Raw genomic sequence first — 21,893 nt, forward strand, 5'->3', positions numbered from 1 at the left:
GGAATATTCGAGGTATGGCGGCAATGCCGGCGCAGGGAGCTTCGCTTCCGGTGGACGGCTGCGGTCCCGACGGCGCTCAATCCTATGACGGGCGCCTGTATCGAGAGGCAATGGCAAGGAACAGGTCGCCCCAGGATTACAATCCGGACTTCGATCGGCGCGGCGTTCAGCAACAGCCGCAGGAATGGGACGACGCCGATTGGGATCCGGATCAGGAGGCGGCCGCGGGCCATCGCGCGCGCCGGCTGTTGTCGCGTTCCAATTCGGGCTTTCACCGCTTCGGTGACGGGTTTGGCGGGTTGCGGCGCTGGCTGGCCGCCGATCGCTGGCTGAAGCGGGTCGCGCTCGTCGTCGCAACTCTCGCCGTCGTCTTCGTCGGCTGCTTCGGGGCGCTGTGGTGGCGGCTCGGTGCCGGCCCCATCAATCTCGATATCGCAACGCCGTGGCTGGCGGCCGCGATCGAGGACAATATCGGTCACGGCAACACGGTCGAGATCGGAGGCACCCAGATCGAGCGCGCCGGCCGGGTCCGCATCGCCGTCCGCATCCGGGACATCATCGTCCGCGATCGCGATCATGCCATCGTTGCCAGCGCGCCTAAGGCCGAAGTGAAGCTGTCGGGTGCAGGGCTCTTGATGGGGCACCTGCGTGCCGAAAGCCTCAATCTGGTCGATGCCGAGCTCGCCATCCGCATCGCTCCCGACGGCACCGTCACCGTGTCCGCCGGCGATACCGCAAAGCCGCTGGCAACCGGCGTCGCCTCGAAGAAGGACGCGGGCCTGCCGCCGACCTTCCCGCGCAATGGCGTCCCGCCACCGCCCTTTGCGACGGCGCCTGCGAACCAAGATCCATCCCAAGCCGCCTCACAAGGCCCGCCTCAGGCGACGGCGCAGAGCGGCATCCTCCAGGGCCTCGACTGGCTCGACAGTCTGAGCATGACCGGCCTCGACGGCCAGAACCTCAACGAGATCGGCCTGAAGAACGGCAACCTGATCGTCGACGATCAGCAGCGCGGCAGCAAATGGTCGTTCGAGAACATCACGCTCAGCCTGCGCCGGCCGAACCAGGGTGGCGTCACGCTCAGCCTGGGCGAAGAGGGCGCGCGCCCCTGGATGCTGCGCGCCACGATCGGGCCGGCCGAGAACGGCGTGCGCTCGGTCGACATCAAGGCCGACAAGGTCTCGACCTCCAACATCCTCCTCGCGTTGCGGGTCAAGGATCTCACCTACACGGCCGACCTGCCGCTGACGGGCGAGCTCAAGGGCGAGCTCGGCCGTGACGGCGTGCCGACCTTCTTCCGCGGCAAGATCGCGGTCGGCGCCGGCAATATCATCGACACCGACACGCCAGACTATCCGATGGCGATCGACCAGGCCGAGATCAACGTCGAGTGGGACGCCAATCGGCGGGTGCTGGTCGCACCGTTCAAGATCCTGTCGGGCGCGAACCGTCTGACGCTTCTGGCCCATCTCGAGCCGCCCAACGGCACCGTCAATGACTGGCAGCTCGGCTTCAGCGGCGGTTCGATCCTGCTCGGCGGCATCGACAACGAGCCGCCGCTCGTCTTCAACCGCATCGCCGTCGGCTTCCGCTTCGACACCGACCACAAGCGCCTCTTGCTGACGCAGGCCGACATCAGCAATGGCGAGATCGGCGTCGCCGGCACGGGTGCCATCGACTATTCCGGCGAGCCGCGGCTGACGCTGGGCTTTGCGGGCACGCCGATGTCGGCCTCCGCGCTGAAGCGGATGTGGCCGACGCTGGTCGTTCCCGAGTTGCGCGAATGGGTGATCGAACGGATCGAGCGCGGTACGCTCCAGCGCATCGAGGTCGGCGTCAATTCGCCGACGAAGAACCTTCCGCGCAAGGGCCCGCCGATTCCCGACGACGGCCTCTCGGTCAATATCGTGGCGAGCGGCGTCGCGGTCCGTCCCGTGGACGGCATGCCAGTCGTGCACGATGCCGATCTGAAGGCGCGCGTGACCGGCCGCACCGCGACCGTGACCATCGGGCAGGGCATTGCCGACACGCCCGCCGGCCGCAAGGTCACGATTTCCGATTTCGTTTTCGAGGTGCCTGACATGGCGCCCAAGCCCTCGCCGTCGCGAACCAGGTTCCGCATCGACGGCCCCGTGTCTGCGGCGGCCGAGATGCTCTCGAATGACCGCCTGAGCGATCTGTCGTCGACCGTCATCGATCCCAACACCAGCAAGGGGACGTTCACGGCAAACATCCAGCTCGGCCTCCCGGTCAAGGGCGAGCTGACCAAGGCGGACACGACCTACGCCGTCACCGCCGATCTCAACGGTTTTGCCGCCGACAAGCTGGTGATGAACCAGAAGCTGGAGGCCAACACTCTCAAGATCGTCGCGAGCAACCAGGGCTATCAGGTCAAGGGCGACGTCAAGATCAACGGGCAGGCGGCATCGCTCGACTATCGCAAGCCGGCCGAGGGCGACGCGGATGTCAAATTGCAGGCGACGCTGGACGATGCGAGCCGGGCGCGGCTGGGATTCGATCTCAGCCCCGCCGTCAGCGGATCGTTGCCGATCAAGCTGTCGGGCAAGATCGCCGGCGGTCCCGAGCAGACGACCAAGCTCGGCATCGAGGCCGACCTGACCTCGGTCAAGCTCGACAATATCCTGCCGGGCTGGGTCAAGCTGCCGGGCAAGTCGGGCAAGGCCTCCTTCAAGGTCGTGCCGACCGCGCAATCGACGCGTCTGGAAGACATCGTCATCGAAGGCGGTGGCGCCTCGATCAAGGGCTCGCTCGAAGTCGACGCGAACGGCGATCTCATGAACGCGAACTTCCCGGTCTATTCGCCGTCTGACGGCGACAAGGCCTCGCTGAAGGTGGAGCGCAGTCAGGATGGCGTGGTCAAGGGCACCATGCGCGGCGACGTGTTCGACGGCCGCGGCTTCCTGAAGTCGGCGATCTCAGGCAATTCCAAGGACGACAAGACCAACAAGTTGAAAAACGTCGATTTCGACATCGACGTGAAACTCGGCGCCGTCGCCGGCTTCAACGGCGAGGCGATGCGCAGCGTCGACGCCAAGATGTCGAAACGCAATGGCGCCATCAAGGCGTTCACGCTGAGCGGCAAGGTCGGCAAGGACACGCCGGTGGCGGCGGATCTGCGCGGTGGGCGTGCGCAGGGTAACCGCGAGGTGATCTACCTCCAGACCAACGATGCCGGCGCGCTGCTGCGGTTCACCGACACTTACACCAAGGCGGTCGGCGGCCAGATGGTGGTGGCGATGGAGCCGCCGACATCCGATCCGAACACCTCGCGCGAGGGCCTGATCAACGTCCGCGACTTCACGGTGAAGGGCGAGGCGCAGCTCGAACGCGTTGCCGCCGGCGCGCCGAACGGCACCGGCAACGGGGTCTCGTTCAGTGCGCTCCGCGCCGAGTTCACCCGGCAGAACGGCGCGCTGACGGTGCGCGACGGCGTGGTCAAGGGTCCCATGATCGGTGCCACCATCGAGGGCTCGATCGACTATCCCGGCAACCAGGTCTGCATGAGCGGCACCTTCGTGCCGATGTATGGCGTCAACAACATCTTCGGCCAGATCCCGCTGTTCGGCATCTTCCTCGGTGCCAACAACAACGAGGGTCTGATCGGCGTGACCTATGAGGTCGTGGGCACGCCGGTTGCGCCCGTGATGCGCGTCAATCCGATCTCGGCGATGGCGCCGGGGCTCCTGCGCAAGATCTTCGAGTTCAACACCGGCAAGCAAAATGCGCCGTTCGAGGAATTCCCCTCGCAGTCGAACGACGGCTCCACGGGATCGACGCGCCAGCTCTCGAGCGGCTGCACCCTGACGCGGCGGTCTCAGTAGAAACTGCCGTTCTGGTATCCGCAGATGGTCAGCGCGGAGAACGTGGATGGCCGGGACAAGCCCGGCCATGACGCCTGTGGAGGATTTTAGCGCAGGAGATCTTACGCCGCGCGCACGCCTGCCAGGAACGTCCCGACTTCGCCGGAGAGCTGCTCGGCCTGCTTGGAGAGGTTGCTGGCTGCGGCGAGCACCATGCCGGCGGCGTTGCCGGTCTCGTTCGCGGCGGTCGAGACGCCGCCGATATTGGTGGTGACTTCCTGGGTGGCTTCCGCGGTCTGCGAAACGCTGCGGGCGATCTCGGCGGTGGCGGCGCCTTGCTCCTCGATCGCGGCCCCGATCGAGGTGGCGATGCGGCTGACCTCCTCGATGGTGGCGGTGATGCCGCCGATGGCGTCCACGGCCTCCTTGGTCGCCCCCTGGATCTGGGCGATCTTGTCGCCGATCTCGCGGGTGGCTTCGGCGGTCTGGCTCGCCAGCGACTTCACCTCGGAGGCGACGACGGCAAAGCCGCGGCCGGCCTCACCGGCGCGCGCGGCCTCGATGGTGGCGTTGAGCGCGAGCAGGTTGGTCTGGGCGGCGATGCTGGAGATCAGCTCGGCGACGTGCTCGATCTGCTGGGCGCCGTCCGAGAGCGCGCGCACGATGGTGTCGGTACGGCGGGCGCTGTCCACGGCGCGGCCGGTCACTTCGGCGGATTGCGCGACCTGGCGGCTGATCTCGGTGATGGAGGAGGAGAGCTCTTCGGCGGCGGCCGCGACGGTCTGGACGCGCTGGCTGGCTTCGGTCGCGGCGGTACCGACCACGACGGCGCGGCGGTTGGTGCCTTCGGCGGTCGACGACATCGACTTGGCGGTGGTCTCGAGCTCGCCGGAGCCGGAGGCCATCAGGCCGACGAGATGGCCGACGGAGGCATCGAAGCGGTCGGCGAGGGCGATCAGCGCGTCGCGCTTCTCCTGCTCGGTGCGGGTCTTGGTGGCGACCTGCTCGGCTTCCAGATTACGCGCCGTCAGCGCGGTCTGCCTGAGCACTTCGAGGGTTTCGGCCATGCGGCCGATCTCGTCGCCGCGGTCGGTCTCCTCGACCGGCTTGTCGATGGCGCCTGCGGAAATCTCCTGCATGCGGTTCTTCTGGCGATCGAGCGCGCTGAGCACGTCGCGGGCGATCAGCCAGGACAGAGCCGCCATCAGCAGCATCAGGCCGGCACCGATTGCAGCGAGTTGCAGCGTCAAGGCGCGAATGTCGGCGTCGATGTCGTCGACATAGAGGCCGTAGCTGATGGTTGCGTTCCATGGCGCGAATTTGCGCGCGAACACGGTCTTGCGCACGGGCTCGGTCTGGCCGGGGCGGGGGTAGAGATAGGAGGTCACGCCGCCCTGCGCGGTGTCGCTGCCGGCCTTGATGATGGCGTCGGCGATCAGGACGCCGTTGGAGTCCTTGGCCCCGGTGATCTTGCCTTCCAGCTGCTGGTTGGCGCCGTTCACCAGGATGGAGGTGTCGGGGTTGTAGACGACGGGGTAGCCCTGGTTACCGTTGAAGTTCATGCGGCGGCCGCGCTGGTGGAACTGGGCCTTGGCGTCGGCCGGCGTCAGCTTGCCGGCGGTCACTTCGTCCTGAAGCGATTGTGCGTAATTGTAGAGTAGCTCCACCGCAGTCCGCATCTGCTGGACCCGGTCCTCCATCATGCGGCTCTTGCTGAGGACCGACGAGACGCCGATGATGGCCGTGACCGTGAGCGCCGCAAGGCAAACCATGCTGGTAAGTTTGGTGCGGATCGTCAGATGGCTCAACAGCTTCATCACAGCCCCTACGGAATGGTTGTTGTTGCTCGCATGGGTAGCATGAAGTTCTTACCAATCATGAATTTACGCCTGCGGGCGCCGGCTGCGCGAGGGACGCTCCGCAGCCTCATGCGCAAGCGTGCAGGCAGAATGCCATGCATTGCCGTGCGCCCGTATTCTTGCGGGAGGATCTCGTACCCGGACTGTGTTGCTGATCGAGCGCTATCGGAGCGGCAATGAATCGATTCGCTCATCGCCTCATCATGGTGGTGCTGCTCGTGGCGGCCCTCGTTCTGATCTGGAACGTGCTGGGGGCGCGCTGAGTCGGCACCGGCAGATCCGCCGGTGCCGTCTTGCTTCCAGGTTAATTCGCGAGCGCCTCAGCGCCGCGCGAACGTGCAGTTAGTCCTTGCCCATCGCCGCATCGGCGCTGACCGAGCCGCCGCCGGCCGCCGACAGATAGAGGCAGGCGAAGCAGAACAGGATCGCGGCGGTGCCGCCATTGAGCAGCGGCAGGAATACCGGCGTTTCGCCCTTGAGCATGTGGCCCATGAAATAGGCGAAGGCCATCTCACCCGAAAGGATGAAGGCGGTGAGGCGGGTGAACAGGCCGATCATCAGCAGCGCGCCAAGCACCAGCTCGAGCGTGCCGGCGGCGTAGATCAACGGCGGGATGTTCGCGAAGTAGGGAAGCACCGGAAACTTGAACAGCTTGGCGACGCCGTACTGAAACAACAGGAGCCCGGTGATGAAGCGAAACAGGCTCAGAAGAACCGGTTGAAAGCGAGTGAGATAAGGAAAGTTCATTGGTTTGTGCCCTCCATCCAATGCCCGACTAGGATCGTATTCAGTTCAACCCCGCAAGCGACCCCGCGTCGATTTGCGCTGACATTTTTGTCATGTCGGACAAAACACCGCAGTTCGTCCGTTCACGCCGCTTGCGCCGGATTTTTTTTTCGTACGATGTCCGTCCATCATCCGTATTTTCCCGGTGACACCGAGGGATGCAGGTTACGTTGGGGAGACCTATTCCCGCAAGGCGGGCACGATCAGGAAGGGGATCATTCCGAGGATCACGCTCGCAAGTGCGAACACGAGCAGCAGGTTGTAGCCGTGGGTGAAATCGTGGATGAGGCCGCCGCTCCATGAGCCGAAGGCCGAGCCGAGGCCGCTGCCGATCGAGATGGTGCCGAAGATCGTGCCGACGCGCTTGCCGCGAAAGATCTTCATCGCGGTTGCCGTGATCAGCGGGCCGCGCGAGCCCATCATGCTGCCGAAGCAGACGACGAAGCCGGTGAGCAGGATGATGTTCGGATAGTACTGAAGCAGCCAGAGCAGGGCGATGCCCAGAATCGAGATCGCGTAGCTCAGCAGCACCGACGGCCGCCGCCCGATCAGGCCGTCGAGCGCGGACACGCCGAGCATGCCGAACACCAGCACGACGCCGGAAAAGCCCCAGGCTGTCGCGGCCTGCAGCGGCGGGAAGCCGGCATCGATCAGATAGGCCACGATCTGGGCAGCGATCGCATACATGCCGACCGCGGTGAAAAAGAAGGTCGAGAACAGCGCCCAGAACGCGTGGTGACGCATGGCGCTCGGAAGCGTCCAGCCATGGTCGATGAAGTCAGGATCGCTTCTCTTGGTCACATGCGGCGAGCCGGCTGAAAACATCCGCCAGGGCAGCAGCAGCAGCGGCACCAGCAAGCCGAGCGCGGCGAAGCCGAACAGCTGGTAGGTCTCGCGCCAGCCGAGATGGTCGATCAGGAGCTGCGAGGCCGGCAGCAGCGCCAGCACGCCGCCGCCCATCGCCGAATACACCACCGCCATTGCGGTCGGCAGCTTTGCACCGAACCAGCGGCCGAGCAGCATCGAGTTCGGCACATTGCCGATGAAGGCGACGCCGATGCCGACGCAGAGTCCGATGGAGAGCTGGAATTGCCACAGCGCCTGCGCCCGGCTCGCGATCAGGAAGGCTGCGCCGAGCAGGAATAGTCCGAGCGCGTAGACGATGCGCGGTCCGGAATGGTCGAACAACCGTCCCACCAGCGGCGCGGTGAGCCCGCTGATCAGCCAGGTCAGTGAATAGATCGAAACGACCTGCGCGCGGTCCCAGCCGAAGTTTTCGGAGATCGGTTTGAGGAAGACGGTGAAGCTCTCGCTCAGGCCCCGACCGAGAACTGCCAGCGTGAAGCACAATGCGAGCACGACGAGCGCGGTGCGAACCGCAGCTTGTTGCGAGCGCTCTGGTTCCGTGGCCGCTACCGCGGGTGCTTCCTTGGTCGTTTCCCTGGGCGTGTTCTGATCCATTGCGATCAGGGAGCGCGCATCCGCGCGCCCTGACAAGCATCAAAACCTCATACGCCTATGCAGGCTTGAGAAGGACGTGCTTCTTCTTGCCGAACGACAGCTTGATCACGCCTTCCGGCGTCAGATTGGCCGCCGACAGCGCCATCTTTTCGTCGGTGACCGGCTCGTCGTTGACGCGAAGGCCGCCGCCCTTGATCTGGCGTCTTGCTTCGCCGTTGGAGGCAACGAGGCCCGCCTTGACGAAGGCGTTGAGCACGCCGAGGCCGGCGTCCAGCTCGCCGCGCGGAATTTCCACCGTCGGCAGGGTTTCGGCGAGAGCGCCTTCCTCGAAGGTGCGGCGCGCGGTCTCCGCCGCCTCGTTCGCGGCGTCGCGGCCGTGCAACAGCGCGGTCGCTTCGGTGGCGAGCACCTTCTTGGCCTCGTTGATCTCGGATCCGCCGAGCGCTTCGAGCTTCCTGATCTCGGCCATCGGCAGTGTCGTGAACAGCTTCAGGAATTTGCCGACGTCGGCATCCTCGGTGTTGCGCCAGTACTGCCAGAAGTCATACGGCGAAAACGCGTCGGCGTTGAGCCAGACCGCGCCTTGGGCCGTCTTGCCCATCTTGGCGCCCGATGCCGTCGTCAGCAGCGGCGTCGTCAGCGCGAACAGCTGATGGGTGCCCATGCGGCGGCCGAGATCGACGCCCATGATGATGTTGCCCCACTGGTCCGAGCCGCCCATCTGCAATTTGCAGCCGGTGCGCTTGGCAAGCTCGACGAAGTCGTAGGCCTGGCAGACCATGTAATTGAACTCGATGAAGCTCATCTCCTGCTCGCGCTCGAGGCGCAGCCGCACGGAGTCCATGGTCAGCATGCGGTTGACCGAGAAGTGCCGGCCGACGTCGCGCAGCATCTCGATCCAGTTGAGCCTGGTCAGCCACTCCGCATTGTCGAGCATGATCGCGTCGCTCTTGCCCTCGCCATAGCGCAGCACCTTGGCGAACACGCCGCGGATCGATTCCTTGTTGGCCTCGATCTCGGCGACGGTGCGCATCGCGCGCGTCTCGTCCTTGCCGGAGGGATCGCCCACCATGGTGGTGCCGCCGCCCATCAGCGTGATCGGCTTGTTGCCGGACTGCTGGAGCCAGTGCAGCATCATCATGGTCAGGTAATTGCCGATATGCAGCGAGCGGGCGGTGCAATCGTAGCCGACATAGGCGGTCGCTTCGCCCTTGGCGGCGAGCGCGTCCAGCCCCTCGAAATCGGAGCATTGGTGGACGAAGCCACGTTCCTGCAGGATATTGAGGAAATCCGATTTAAATGCAGTCATCTGTCGGCATGCCCAGAAATTCTTGGTTTACTGTTTTGGGAGCAGTTTAAGGGTCTTCCGTAGGAACCCGATCGCTGCCCGCCACTTGGCGCTGTGGCATTATAAGATGTGTCCCTCTGGCACAAGATCGGCATGCCGGAGGGGTGTTTGAGGGCGCTGATCCCATGATGTTGACGGCACTCGGTTTGATGAGCGGCACCTCGCTGGACGGGGTGGATGTCGCGCTGATCGAAACCGATGGAAAGCAGGTGAAGGCGTTCGGGCCGTCCGGCTACCGGGCTTATAGTCCGGCGGAGCGCAATCTGCTGCGCCAGGCGCTGAGCGAGGCCGTGCACCTGTCGCAACGTGACGCCCGGCCAGGCATCCTGGCCGAGGCCGAGCGCGCAGTGACACGGGCCCATGCCGAGGCGGTTGCCGCCTTCTTCGCCCAGCACCGCATGAGGCCCGAGGACATCGACATCGTCGGCTTCCACGGCCAGACCGTGCTGCATCGCCCCGAGCGGCGGCTGACGGTGCAGATCGGTGACGCCGCCTCGCTGGCGAAGGCGATCCATATCCCCGTGATGCATGATTTCCGCGCCGCCGACGTCGAGGCCGGCGGGCAGGGGGCGCCTTTCGTACCAGTCTACCATCGCGCGCTCGCCCACTCGCTGGATCGCGAGGGCCCGATCGTCGTCGTCAATATCGGCGGCGTCTCCAACATCACCTATATCGACGGCAACGACACGCTGATCGCCTGCGACACCGGGCCCGGCAACGCACTGCTGGACGATTTCATGTACCGCACCATGAACAAGTCGTTCGATGCGGAAGGAAAATTCGCAAGCCTCGGTAAGGTCGATGAGGCCTGGATTGCCCGCGCGCTGGAGCTGCCGTTCTTTGCGCTGCCTCCGCCGAAATCGCTCGACCGCAACGATTTTGCGGCGCTCAGGCTCGGCGAGGTCGCCCCTGCCGACGGCGCGGCGACGCTCACCGCTTTCACCGCGGCGGCGATCGCCCGAATCATCCCGCTGCTGCCGCGGCGGCCGCGGAGCTGGATCGTCTGCGGCGGCGGCGCGCGCAACCTCACCATGCTCAGGATGCTGAGGGAGCGGGTCGGAACAGCCACCGTCGAGGCCGCCGAGGCGCTCGGCTGGGCCTCCGACGCCATCGAGGCGCAGGCCTTTGGTTTCCTGGCCGCCCGCGGCCTGAAGGGCCTGCCGTTGTCCTATCCCGCCACCACGGGCGTGCCGATGCCGATGACGGGCGGGGTGATCGCGCGGCCCTGAGGTTGATGCATTTGCATGGACCTTGACATGTTCATGCAAGTGCATCTATCTTGACGGCGTTTGCACCAAACCGCCGGGATCATGGCCATGACGACTTCATTTGAAACGACCGCTTCGCTCAAACTGATCAGCCACAAGCTTTGCCCCTACGTGCAGCGCGCCGTGATCGCGCTGAAGGAGAAGGGTGTTCCGTTCGAACGGATCGACATCGATCTCGCCAACAAGCCCGACTGGTTCCTGAAACTGTCGCCGCTCGGCAAGGTGCCGGTGCTGGTGGTAACGACCAAGACCGGCGAGGTCGCGCTGTTCGAGAGCAATGTGATCTGTGAGTACATCGAGGAGACGCAGGGTGGCGCGAAGCTGCATCCGGTGGATGCGCTTAAGCGGGCCGAGCATCGCGCCTGGATGGAGTTCGGTTCGGCGATCCTCGGCGATCTCTGGGGGCTGGAGACAACGACGGAACCGGCGACGTTCGAGAGCAAGCGGCAGGCGCTCGGCGCGAAATTCGCGCGGGTGGAAGCCGCGCTTGGCGAAGGTCCGTATTTTGCCGGCGAAGCGTTCAGCTTGGTGGATGCGGTGTTCGCGCCGATCTTCCGCTACTTCGACCTGTTCGACGAGCTGACCGAGCACGGCATCTTCAAGGACGTGCCGAAGGTGCGGACGTGGCGCGTTGCGCTGTCAGAGCGTCAGAGCGTGCGGACGGCCGTCGGCGAGGATTATCCGCAATTGCTGCGCGCGTTCCTGGTGCGCCACGATGCGCATCTGCTCAGGCTTGCGGCCTGAGACCGGATTTCGCACCCGCTTAACTCCATCGCGGCGACGTATGGGCCCCGGCTCTGCAGCGCAGCGCTGACGAAGCGCTGCACTGCGTCCGGGGCACGGGATCGTTGCAAGCGCATTCATGTTTGCTGTGTCCCGGACGCGCTGCAGCGCCCTTGCGCTGCTGCGAGCCGGGACCCATGCTGCTGACCGAAAGAGAAAGATGGGCGCCGGCTCTGCGGCGCATCACTGCGTGATGCACCGCGTCCGGGCACGTAGAAGCCTCAGCGAACGTTCGCCAGCCGCATGTCCAGATACGCCGTGATCGTTTCCATCAGTGGCTCGAGCTTGGCGTCGAAGAAATGGTTGGCACCGGGGATGATCTGCTGGTCGATCACGATGCCCTTCTGCGTCTTCAGCTTCTCGACCAGCGTGTTGACGTCCTTGGGCGGCACCACCGCATCCTTCTCGCCATGCACGATCAGGCCGGAGGACGGGCAGGGCGCAAGAAACGAGAAGTCGTAGAGATTGGCCGGCGGCGCGATCGAGATGAAGCCCTCGACCTCGGGGCGGCGCATCAACAGCTGCATGCCGATCCAGGCGCCGAAGGAGAAGCCGGCGACCCAGCAAGCGCGCGCTTCGGGATTGATGGTCTGCGCCCAGTCGAGGGCTGCGGCGGCGTCCGACAATTCGCCGGTACCGTGGTCGAACGAGCCCTGGCTGCGGCCGACGCCGCGGAAGTTGAAGCGCAGCACCGAGAAGCCACGATGCGCGAACGCATAGTAGCACTGGTACACGATCTGATGGTTCATCGTGCCGTGAAACTGCGGATGCGGATGCAGGATCATCGCGATCGGCGCGTTCTTCTGCTTGGCCGGGTGATAGCGGCCTTCGAGACGGCCGGCAGGGCCAGTGAAAATAACTTCAGGCATCGATGATCTCTTGATTGATTTGCTGGAGCGACGATCCTCGGCAATCAACCGATTGTGGCCTCATCGGCAGGTGCCGACGGAAGCGAATGAAGGGTGAGAAGGCGCGCCTTGCGGTGATGCGCAAAAGGCGCGCGGTGACTTGACGGTGCGGGTTCTAACATAGGCTGAGGGTCAAAAAGCAAGCATCTTCGACATCTGCCAATGTGCTCAAGAGCTTAGCCGGTCATCGCAGTGTCACGCCAATGGCGGCCGAGATCGAGCCGGGGCATGGCCAACCTCGCCCTTGTGGGGGCAACTGATTGGAATCACGATTGTTTATCGCCTGTCGGGCGATCCTGGAGGCGATTCACAGAGGCGCCGTGCGGCCTCCGAGCGAGGCGACCGCGGACCTGTAGCGGCGGCTGCCCCCGAGCGTCTTCCCGTTGTCGAATGTGAGCTCGAAATCGCCTGAGGGCTTGAAGTCCACGCCGCTTACCCGGTCGAGATTGGCAAGCCTTGTCCGGTGAACGCGTACGATGGCGAATCGGGCGAGTTCGTTTTCGGTCGCGGCAAGCGTGCCGCGGATCAGGTGCTGGGTGCCGCTGGCGAGGCTGTATTCGATGTAGTTGCCGGCGGAGGCAACCCACAGAATATCACGCGGTGCAACGCGAATGCGGGTGGTTCCGTCCCGGAGCCAGATCAGATCGGGAGATGGCTGCTCCTGCGGGCCGGTTGGCTTGGCGTGGGCTTCTCGCACGGCCTTGCGCAGTTCGCGGCGGCTGTCGATCAGCCAAAGCGTTGCCCCGATCAGCAATGAGGTCACCGCGTCCTTCCGAAACTCGTACAGAACTGACGCCACCGAGAAATGGAAGTCGTAAGCACTGCCCGCCAGCCAGAGCACTGACTTCCGCAAGCCCACCATGCCGGCGATGTGAAGGGCCGAGAAACCGAGCAGGGCGGCCGCACCGATTCCGATCGTCGCCGCCAGGTTTGTCGTCCGGCGCATGCGCCGGACTGACAGCATCAAGCCCGGCACCAGTACCAGGATCACGAGGATGCTGGTCATCTCCCAGAACATGCGCCGGCCGATGTCATAGCCGTCACCGCGCCAGGCGGCGTCCTGGGCGCCGGATAGTGCATTGACGATGCCACTGGCGAACGCGATGGCGGCGATCGCAGCGAACAAGGCCCAGTCGCCGCTGATCCCGCGAACCCCACCGCTCGTCCCCGAAGACGACGCCTTGTCCCCTGGCACCTGGTTCCGATCCCAAACCGTCTCGACGAACTCCGCTTCCGGAGCATTTTGGCGGTCAGCCATGGCGCCAAAACCGCTGATGTCGTCTCGTCAAGGAGCAGAAACCCATGTCAACTCCACAGCAAGCATCCAACCCGGAACGACGCATCGATCTGGATTGGGTGCGGATATTAGCCTTTGGGCTCCTGATCTTCTACCATGTCGGCATGCTCTACGTGTCCTGGGGATTTCACATCAAGAGCGAGCACCGGCTGACCTGGCTCGAGCCGGTGATGCTGGTGCTCAATCCCTGGCGCTTGTCGCTGCTGTTCCTGGTCTCCGGGGTCGCCAGCCGTTTCATGCTGGACAAGTATCGGCTCACAACCTTTGCCCGCGCGCGATCGACGCGGCTGCTGATCCCGCTGATCTTCGGCATGCTCGTGATCGTGCCGCCGCAGTCCTACCTCCAGATCGTCGAAAGCGTTGGTTACCCGGCAGGTTTCGTCGATTTCTATGTCCGCCACTATCTGGCGTTCAGCTCGGAATTCTGTCCAAGCCCCTGCATCGTACTGCCGACGTGGAACCATCTCTGGTTCGTGGTCTATCTCTGGGTCTACACGATGGCCCTGGTTGGCGTGCTGTGCTTGTGGCCAGAGGCAGCGGATTGGATCGGCGAGCGGTTGACGGCCGCGCTCGCCAGGCGATGGCTGCTGGTGTTGCCGTGCCTGTTGTTTGCAGCCTGGCGGCTATTTCTGTCGCCGGCCTTTCCGTCGACGCATGCGCTGTTCGGCGACTGGTACAACCACGCGGACTACGCGACCGCGTTCCTGATCGGCTTCCTGCTCGCACGCGAGGGCGGCTTCTGGCGCGACATCGAGCGGCAACGGTGGATGGCGTTGATGCTCGCAATCGTTTGCTTCACCGCCTTCATCCTCGTTTATGCCGGCTTGTTCCCGCGGTCGCCGGTGCTGAGATGGTTCGCCGGCTCGGCCTATGGCTGCTATCAATGGATCACGATGGTGGCGGTGCTCGGATTTGCGCGGCGCCATTTGACGGCCGATGATGGTCCCTTACGCCGCTATCTGACCGATGCGATCTTTCCCTATTACATCGTGCATCAGACCGCGATCATCGTGATCGCGCACGCGCTGCGGGGGAGTGGCCTGCCTGCCGGAAGCGAGGCCGCCATCGTGATCGGCGGCACCGCTCTTACCTGTCTGGTCAGCTACGAGGTCGCGCGGCGCATCGGCTGGTTGCGTCCGCTATTCGGACTGCGGCCGGTGTCCCGTTCAACGGCCGGGATCGCGCAGCAACAGCCGGCCTGATGTGCGGCGGCTCCCGATTGGCGCGATGGGGAAAGGTGCTAAGAGGGCGCTATGCCGAGCCGCGTCTACCTCGACTGGAATGCGACCACACCGCTGCGCCCCGAGGCGCGGGCTGCGATGCTGGCTGCCTGGGAGCTGATCGGCAATCCGTCCTCGGTCCATGCCGAGGGGCGGGAGGCGCGGCGGCTGGTCGAGGACGCCCGTGCCGTACTGGCGGCGGCCGTGGGCGCGCTGCCGCGGAACGTCGTCTTCACCTCGTCCGGAACCGAGGCCAATACGCTGGCGCTGTCGCCGGGTCTGCGCCGCCCGTCCGGAGAGCCGGCGCGGCGGCTCCTGGTCTCCGCGGTCGAGCATCCTTCGGTGCTGGCCGGTGGCCGTTTCCCGCCGGATGACGTCGGCCAGATCCGGGTCACGCGCTCCGGCGTCGTTGATCTCGATCACCTCCGAGACCTGCTTGCGGGTGGCCGGCCGGCTCTGGTCTCGATCATGGCGGCCAACAACGAGACCGGCGCGCTCCAGCCGGTCGCTGAGGCGGCGCGGATCGTCCACGAGGCCGGGGGCCTCCTGCACGTCGATGCGATCCAGGCGCTTGGGAAAATTCCAATCGAAATCAATGCGATGGGTGCGGATCTTGCGACTTTTTCTGCACATAAGGTCGGTGGCCCCAAGGGCGTCGGCGCCCTGATCGTGGCGGAGGGACTGACGGGATTGGAGCCTTTGCTGCGGGGAGGCGGCCAGGAGCTGAACCGGCGCGCGGGAACCGAGAATGTTGCGGGAATTGCCGGCTTTGGCGCCGTGATGAAGGCTGCGCTTCAGACTCTTTCGGAAGATGCGGAGCGGATGACAAGTCTCAGAGATCGCTTGGCAAATGGCATTCGCGCGATTGCCGGCGCGACCATCTTCTCGGATGAGGTGGAGCGGTTGCCAAATACCGTCCTGTTCACCGCGCGAGGCCTCAAGGCCGAGACCGCCGTGATCGGCTTCGACCTCGAAGGCATCGCAGTCTCCTCGGGTTCGGCCTGTTCCTCGGGCAAGGTCCAGCCGTCCCACGTGCTGTCGGCCATGGGGTACGATCCTGTCGTGGCCCAGGGAGCGGTGCGCCTCAGTCTGGGCTGGTCCACGGAACCGGATGACATCAACAGGGCGTTAGAGGCTTGGCGAAAGCTCGGTAATACCCTACTTAGAGCGTAGGCGACGAAACACGGCTTGAACGGTTCTAAGCCCGTGCTTTCCGCCAAAAAACATCGTAATAGACATCGTAATACTCGTCCGAGTTTGATCCACCGCGGTCCTTGAAACCGCGAGCGGAGGATAGAATGCCAGCCGTCCAAGAGACGGTCGAGCGCGTCAAGCGCATCGACGTCGACCAGTATCGTTATGGGTTCGAGACCCTGATCGAGTCCGACAAGGCCCCGAAGGGGCTGTCGGAAGACACCGTCAAGTTCATCTCGCAGAAGAAGAACGAACCCGCCTGGATGCTCGAATGGCGGCTGGAGGCCTATCGGCGCTGGCTGACCATGACCGAGCCGACTTGGGCGCGGGTCGATTATCCCAAGATCGACTTCCAGGATCTCTATTACTATTCGGCGCCGAAGCCGAAGAAGACGGTCTCTTCGCTGGACGAGATCGATCCTGAGATCCTCAAGACCTACGAGAAGCTCGGCATTCCCCTGCGCGAGGTCGCGATGCTGGAAGGCGTCGAGCCCAAGCCCGGCGAGCAAGACCCGAACCGTCGCAAGATCGCGGTCGACGCCGTCTTCGATTCGGTCTCGGTTGCGACCACCTTCAAGGCGGAGCTGAAGAAGGCCGGCGTGATCTTCATGCCGATCTCGGAGGCCATCCGCGAGCATCCCGAACTGGTGCAGAAATATCTGGGCTCGGTGGTGCCGACCTCGGACAATTTCTACGCGACGCTGAATTCGGCGGTGTTCTCCGACGGCTCGTTCGTCTACGTGCCGCCGGGCGTGCGCTGCCCGATGGAGCTGTCGACCTATTTCCGCATCAACGAGCGCAACACCGGCCAGTTCGAGCGCACGCTGATCATCGCCGACAAGGGCGCCTACGTCTCCTATCTCGAAGGCTGCACCGCGCCGCAGCGCGACGAGAACCAGCTGCATGCCGCCGTGGTCGAGCTGGTCGCGCATGACGACGCCGAGATCAAATATTCGACGGTGCAGAACTGGTATCCCGGCAATTCGGAAGGCAAGGGCGGCATCTACAATTTCGTCACCAAGCGTGGCGATTGCCGCGGCAACAATTCCAAGATTTCATGGACCCAGGTCGAGACGGGTTCGGCGATCACCTGGAAATATCCGAGCTGCATTCTCCGCGGAGATAACTCCCGCGGCGAGTTCTATTCGATCGCGATCTCGAATGGCTATCAGCAGGTCGATAGCGGCACCAAGATGATCCATCTCGGCAAGAACACGTCGAGCCGCATCATCTCCAAGGGCATCGCCGCCGGCAAGTCGCAGAACACCTATCGCGGCCTGGTGACGGCGCACCGGAAGGCGACCGGCGCGCGCAACTTCACGGCCTGCGACTCGCTGCTGATCGGTGACAAATGCGGCGCGCACACCGTGCCGTACATCGAGGCCAAAAACTCGTCGGCAACGTTCGAGCACGAGGCGACGACGTCAAAAATCTCCGAGGACGTGCTGTTCTACTGCGTCCAGCGCGGTCTTTCGCAGGAAGAGGCGGTCGGCCTCGTCGTCAACGGCTTCGTCAAGGACGTGCTGCAACAGCTGCCGATGGAATTCGCGGTGGAAGCGCAGAAGCTGATCTCGATCTCGCTTGAAGGCAGCGTGGGTTAGCTCCGACCTCATCCTGAGGAGGCCGCGCAAGCGGTCGTCTCGAAGGATGGTTACGGAAAGATTGTTGGCCTCAATCCTTCGCGATGCGCCTTCGGCGCTCCCTGGGATGAGGGGATAGATGGAAAAACATCAATGGCTTTGCTTGAAGTGAAAGACCTCAAGGTTCGTGTCGAGGAGCGTGAGATCCTCCACGGGCTGAATCTGACCGTGAACGAGGGCGAGATCCACGCCATCATGGGGCCGAACGGCTCCGGCAAGTCGACGCTCTCGCACGTCATTGCCGGCAAGCCCGGCTACGAGGTCACCGACGGCCAGATCCTGTTTCGGGGCGAGGACCTGCTGGAGATGTCGCCGGATATGCGTGCGGCCAAGGGCGTGTTTCTGGCGTTCCAGTATCCGGTCGAAATTCCCGGCGTCGCCACCATGAACTTCCTGCGCACGGCGCTGAACGCGCAGCGCAAGGCGCGCGGCGAGAGCGAGTATTCGACGCCGGACTTCCTCAAGAAGGTCCGCGAGGTCTCGAAGTCGCTGAACATTCCGCAGGACATGCTCAAGCGCGGTGTCAATGTCGGGTTCTCCGGCGGCGAGAAGAAGCGCAACGAGGTGCTGCAGATGGCGCTGTTCGAGCCCAGCCTGTGCATCCTCGACGAGATGGATTCCGGCCTCGACATCGACGCGCTGCGCATCGCCGCCGACGGCGTCAATGCGCTGCATTCGCCCAAGCGCGCGATGGTCGTCATCACCCATTATCAGCGGCTGCTCAACTACATCGTGCCCGACATCGTGCACGTGATGTCGAAGGGCCGTGTCGTGAAGAGCGGCGGCAAGGAACTGGCGCTGGAGCTGGAAGCGTCCGGCTACGCCCAGTTCGAGGATGCCGCGTAAGGAATTTTGCGATGAACGTTGCTGTGGCAAAGACCGGAAAGGGCCGCGCGGTGAGCGATCTCTTCACCAGCGCCGAGGGCCGCCTGCCGGGTTCGCCGGCGGTTGTTGCGGTGCGCCGCGAGGCGTTCGAGACCTATGAGCGTCTCGGCCTGCCGCACCGCCGGATCGAGGAGTGGAAATACACCGATCTGCGTGCGTTGGTCGGCGAAGTGCTGCCGCTGGCGGCCAGTCCCGATGCAGCCGCGCTGAAGCGCGCCGCCGAGGCAGTGAAGGTGCATGCGATCGCAGGTGCCCGCAAGCTGGTGCTGGTCGACGGCGTGTTCGCAGCCGACCTCTCCGACGTGAAGGCGCTTACTGCCGAGACAGGCTTCAGAACGCTGCGGGAGACGCTGGAGAAGGACGCAGGCCTGCTGAAGACCGCGGCCACCGATGCCGTGATCGCGCTGAACGCGGCGATGGCGACAGATGGCGTGGTGCTGTCGATTGCCGACGGCGCGCAGCTGTCCGCTCCGATCCAGATCATCCATATCGCGACCGCGGCATCGGCTTCGGCCTTCACCAGGTCGCAGATCGCGGTCGGGAAGGGCGCGCGCGCCACCATCGTCGAGACCTTTGTCGCGGCGGGTGCCAGCGCCTACCAGGTCAACGACGCCGTGCTCGTCTCGGTCGGGGACGATTCCGACGTCGCGCATATTCGTTTGATGGACGATGCGCCTGATGCCGTGAACGTGACCTCGCACTTCGTCACCGTCGGCGCCAATGTGAGGTTCAGGTTCTTCAACATGACCACCGGCGCTGCGGTGAGCCGTCTGCAGGGCTTCATCAAGATGGCGGGTGAGGGCAGCGAGCTCTCGGCCAACGGCGTCAACCTGTTGCAGAAGACCGAGCATGGCGACACGACGCTGGTGGTCGACCATGCCGTTCCGAACTGCGTCAGCCGCGAGATCTTCCGCGCGGTGATCGACGATCGCGCTCATTCGGTGTTCCAGGGCCGCATCATCGTTCGCCCCGACGCGCAGAAGACCGACGGCAAGATGATGACCCGCGCGCTGCTGCTCTCGGACGAGGCCGAGGCCGACAACAAGCCCGAGCTCGAGATCTTCGCCGACGACGTCTCCTGCGGCCACGGCGCTACCGCCGGCGCGCTCGATGACAGCCTGTTGTTCTATCTGAAGGCGCGCGGCCTGCCGGAGAAGCAGGCCCAGGCGCTGCTGATCCAGGCCTTCGTGGGCGAGGCGATCGAGCAGATCGCCGATGACGGCTTGCGCGAGCATGTGATCGGCATCGCCGAGCGCTGGCTGGAGCGCCGCCAATGAGCACGCATCCGGCAGTCAAGAACGGCACCTACGACGTCGCGCGCGTGCGCCAGGATTTTCCGGCGCTTAGCCTGCAGGTCTACGGCAAGAATCTGGTGTATCTCGACAACGCCGCTTCGGCTCAGAAGCCGAGTGCCGTGCTCGACCGCATGACGCAAGCCTATACGAGCGAATACGCCAACGTGCATCGCGGCCTGCATTACCTCGCCAATGCCGCGACCGAAGCCTACGAGGGCGGTCGCACCAAGGTGGCGCAGTTCATCAACGCGCCCCGCACGGAAGAAGTGATCTTCACCCGCAACGCGACCGAGGCGATCAATCTGGTCGCCTCGTCCTGGGGCGGGCCGAACATCAAAGAGGGCGACGAGATCGTCCTCTCGATCATGGAGCACCATTCCAACATCGTGCCCTGGCATTTCCTCAGGGAACGTCAGGGTGCCGTGATCAAATGGGCGCCGGTCGACGACGAGGGCAATTTCCTCATCGAGGAGTTCGAGAAGCTGCTGACGGCGAAGACCAAGCTGGTCGCGATCACGCAGATGTCGAACGCGCTCGGCACCATCGTGCCGGTCAAGGAGGTCGTGAAGATCGCGCACGCCCGCGGCATTCCCGTGCTGGTCGACGGCAGTCAGGGTGCGGTGCATCTGCCCGTCGACGTCCAGGACATCGGATGCGACTTCTACGTCTTCACCGGCCACAAGGTGTATGGCCCGACCGGCATCGGCGTGCTCTGGGCCAAGTACGACCACCTCGTCGCGATGCGGCCCTTCAATGGCGGCGGCGAGATGATCCGCGAGGTTTCGCGCGAGATCGTTACCTATGGCGATCCCCCGCACAAATTCGAGGCGGGCACGCCCGCGATCGTCGAGGCGGTCGGCCTCGGCGCTGCCATCGACTACGTCAATTCGATCGGCAAGGAACGCATCGCCGCACACGAGCACGACCTCACCACCTATGCCCAGGAGAAGCTGCGCGAGATCAACTCGCTGCGGCTGATCGGCACCGCTCGGGGCAAAGGTCCGGTGATCTCGTTCGAGCTGAAGGGCGCGCATGCCCATGACGTCGCCACCGTGATCGACCGCCAGGGCATCGCGGTGCGCGCCGGCACCCATTGCGTGATGCCGCTTTTAGAGCGGTTCAACGTCACGGCCACATGCCGGGCGTCGTTCGGCATGTATAATACACGGGAAGAAGTCGATCATCTGGCACAGGCGCTGTTGAAGGCGCGGGATTTGTTCGCATGAGTGACACGGCCGAAATCAAAGCTAGTCCAATGGAAACCCATTCGGCGCTGCCGCCGGAGGAAACCGAGCGTCTCACAACCGAGATCATCGCCGGTCTGAAGACCGTGTTCGACCCGGAAATCCCCGCCGACATCTACGAGCTCGGCCTGATCTACAAGGTCGAGATCAAGGACGACCGCTCCGTCGACGTCCAGATGACGCTGACGACGCCGAACTGCCCGGCCGCCGGCGAGCTGCCGACCATGGTCGAGAACGCGGTCGCCAGCGTTCCCGGCGTCGGCGTGGTCGACGTCAAGGTCGTCTGGGAGCCGCCGTGGTCGCCCGAGCGCATGAGCGACGAGGCCCGCCTCGTCCTCAACATGTGGTGACGCGTAACGCTTGCTTTGAATCCTCGGCATTGAATTCGCGCCGCAACGGACCACATCATTGACATGACCCAGATATCGTCAGGCTCGACACCAGCATCCCCCCCGAAGCCGCGGCGGCCGCGCCCGCAGGTGATGCGGCTGACAGACGCTGCCGCCCAGCGCATCAGCGAACTGACGAGCCGCGCGGACTCCGAGATCGTGGGCCTGCGGGTTGGCGTGAAGAACGGCGGCTGCGCCGGTCAGTCCTACACGGTCGAATACGCCCATGACGTCCGCCCGACCGACGAGGTCGTCGAGGACAAGGGCGTCAAGATCCTGGTCGACCCCAAGGCCGTGTTGTTTCTGCTCGGCACCGAGATGGACTACAAGGCCGACAAGATGCAGGCCCAGTTCGTCTTCAACAATCCCAACCAGATCTCCGCCTGCGGCTGCGGCGAGTCGGTCGAGCTGCGCCCGGCCAAGATCGACGGGTAGCGTCTCCCCCAATACTCTCGTGTCCCGGACGCGCTGCAGCGCTCTTGCGCTGCTGCGCAG

Annotated in this window: 17 protein-coding genes; 11 read left to right on the forward strand and 6 right to left on the reverse strand. The window is 64.3% G+C overall.

Going from position 1 to position 21,893, the window contains the following annotated elements; genetic code table 11:
• Positions 1–23: 23 nt before the first annotated feature.
• Positions 24–3,842: a DUF3971 domain-containing protein gene (locus CIT40_RS15895; RefSeq protein ID WP_167443394.1), complete on the forward strand. Its 3,819-nt coding sequence runs from the start codon at positions 24–26 to the stop codon at positions 3,840–3,842.
• A gap of 101 nt (positions 3,843–3,943) precedes the next feature.
• Here CIT40_RS15895 and CIT40_RS15900 read toward each other — a convergent pair whose 3' ends face one another.
• From CIT40_RS15900 to tyrS, 4 genes are all read right to left on the reverse strand, one after another.
• Positions 3,944–5,638, reverse strand: coding sequence for a methyl-accepting chemotaxis protein (locus tag CIT40_RS15900; RefSeq protein WP_094896891.1), 1,695 nt, complete (start codon positions 5,636–5,638; stop codon positions 3,944–3,946).
• Positions 5,639–6,022: 384 nt separating this feature from the next.
• Positions 6,023–6,427, reverse strand: coding sequence for a DoxX family protein (locus CIT40_RS15905; RefSeq protein ID WP_094896892.1), 405 nt, complete (start codon positions 6,425–6,427; stop codon positions 6,023–6,025).
• Positions 6,428–6,646: 219 nt separating this feature from the next.
• A complete protein-coding gene (locus CIT40_RS15910; RefSeq protein WP_094896893.1) occupies positions 6,647–7,927 on the reverse strand; it encodes an MFS transporter in 1,281 nt (426 codons plus the stop codon).
• A 55-nt stretch (positions 7,928–7,982) separates the two neighbouring features.
• Complete coding sequence (tyrS, locus tag CIT40_RS15915) at positions 7,983–9,236, reverse strand: tyrosine--tRNA ligase (RefSeq protein WP_094896894.1); 1,254 nt, start codon at positions 9,234–9,236, stop codon at positions 7,983–7,985.
• A 164-nt stretch (positions 9,237–9,400) separates the two neighbouring features.
• Between tyrS and CIT40_RS15920 the strand changes: the two genes are divergently transcribed.
• The gene (locus CIT40_RS15920) at positions 9,401–10,504 is read left to right on the forward strand and encodes an anhydro-N-acetylmuramic acid kinase (RefSeq protein ID WP_094896895.1); all 1,104 of its coding nucleotides are present in this window, start codon (positions 9,401–9,403) and stop codon (positions 10,502–10,504) included.
• Between the two features lie 87 nt (positions 10,505–10,591).
• Complete coding sequence (locus tag CIT40_RS15925) at positions 10,592–11,287, forward strand: glutathione S-transferase family protein (protein ID WP_094897086.1); 696 nt, start codon at positions 10,592–10,594, stop codon at positions 11,285–11,287.
• A gap of 260 nt (positions 11,288–11,547) precedes the next feature.
• Here CIT40_RS15925 and CIT40_RS15930 read toward each other — a convergent pair whose 3' ends face one another.
• Together CIT40_RS15930 and CIT40_RS15935 are read right to left on the reverse strand one after the other, a co-directional pair.
• Entirely contained in the window at positions 11,548–12,195 is a 648-nt protein-coding gene (locus CIT40_RS15930) for an alpha/beta hydrolase (protein ID WP_024337874.1), read from the reverse strand.
• 346 nt (positions 12,196–12,541) lie between these two features.
• Positions 12,542–13,492: a LytTR family DNA-binding domain-containing protein gene (locus CIT40_RS15935; RefSeq protein WP_094896896.1), complete on the reverse strand. Its 951-nt coding sequence runs from the start codon at positions 13,490–13,492 to the stop codon at positions 12,542–12,544.
• A gap of 44 nt (positions 13,493–13,536) precedes the next feature.
• Between CIT40_RS15935 and CIT40_RS15940 the strand changes: the two genes are divergently transcribed.
• The 8 genes from CIT40_RS15940 (at position 13,537) to CIT40_RS15975 (ending at position 21,833) form a co-directional block, all read left to right on the forward strand.
• Entirely contained in the window at positions 13,537–14,733 is a 1,197-nt protein-coding gene (locus CIT40_RS15940) for an acyltransferase family protein (protein ID WP_094896897.1), read from the forward strand.
• 51 nt (positions 14,734–14,784) lie between these two features.
• On the forward strand, positions 14,785–15,924 hold the full coding sequence (locus tag CIT40_RS15945) for a cysteine desulfurase family protein (RefSeq protein ID WP_094896898.1): 1,140 nt from the start codon (positions 14,785–14,787) through the stop codon (positions 15,922–15,924).
• Between the two features lie 125 nt (positions 15,925–16,049).
• On the forward strand, positions 16,050–17,546 hold the full coding sequence (gene sufB / locus CIT40_RS15950; RefSeq protein ID WP_094896899.1) for a Fe-S cluster assembly protein SufB: 1,497 nt from the start codon (positions 16,050–16,052) through the stop codon (positions 17,544–17,546).
• A 132-nt stretch (positions 17,547–17,678) separates the two neighbouring features.
• Positions 17,679–18,431 (forward strand): Fe-S cluster assembly ATPase SufC, encoded by a 753-nt coding sequence (gene sufC, locus CIT40_RS15955; RefSeq protein WP_094896900.1) that lies wholly within the window; start codon positions 17,679–17,681, stop codon positions 18,429–18,431.
• Positions 18,432–18,442: 11 nt separating this feature from the next.
• Entirely contained in the window at positions 18,443–19,747 is a 1,305-nt protein-coding gene (sufD, locus tag CIT40_RS15960) for a Fe-S cluster assembly protein SufD (protein ID WP_094896901.1), read from the forward strand.
• Positions 19,744–20,991, forward strand: coding sequence for a cysteine desulfurase (locus CIT40_RS15965; RefSeq protein WP_094896902.1), 1,248 nt, complete (start codon positions 19,744–19,746; stop codon positions 20,989–20,991). The genes sufD and CIT40_RS15965 overlap by 4 nt, the downstream gene beginning before the upstream one ends.
• On the forward strand, positions 20,988–21,359 hold the full coding sequence (locus CIT40_RS15970) for an SUF system Fe-S cluster assembly protein (protein ID WP_018323035.1): 372 nt from the start codon (positions 20,988–20,990) through the stop codon (positions 21,357–21,359). The genes CIT40_RS15965 and CIT40_RS15970 overlap by 4 nt, the downstream gene beginning before the upstream one ends.
• Before the next feature lie 63 nt (positions 21,360–21,422).
• Entirely contained in the window at positions 21,423–21,833 is a 411-nt protein-coding gene (locus CIT40_RS15975) for a HesB/IscA family protein (protein ID WP_094896903.1), read from the forward strand.
• The last annotated feature ends 60 nt before the right edge of the window (positions 21,834–21,893 follow it).

The organism is Bradyrhizobium amphicarpaeae (assembly GCF_002266435.3).
Classification (GTDB): Bacteria; Pseudomonadota; Alphaproteobacteria; order Rhizobiales; family Xanthobacteraceae; genus Bradyrhizobium; species Bradyrhizobium amphicarpaeae.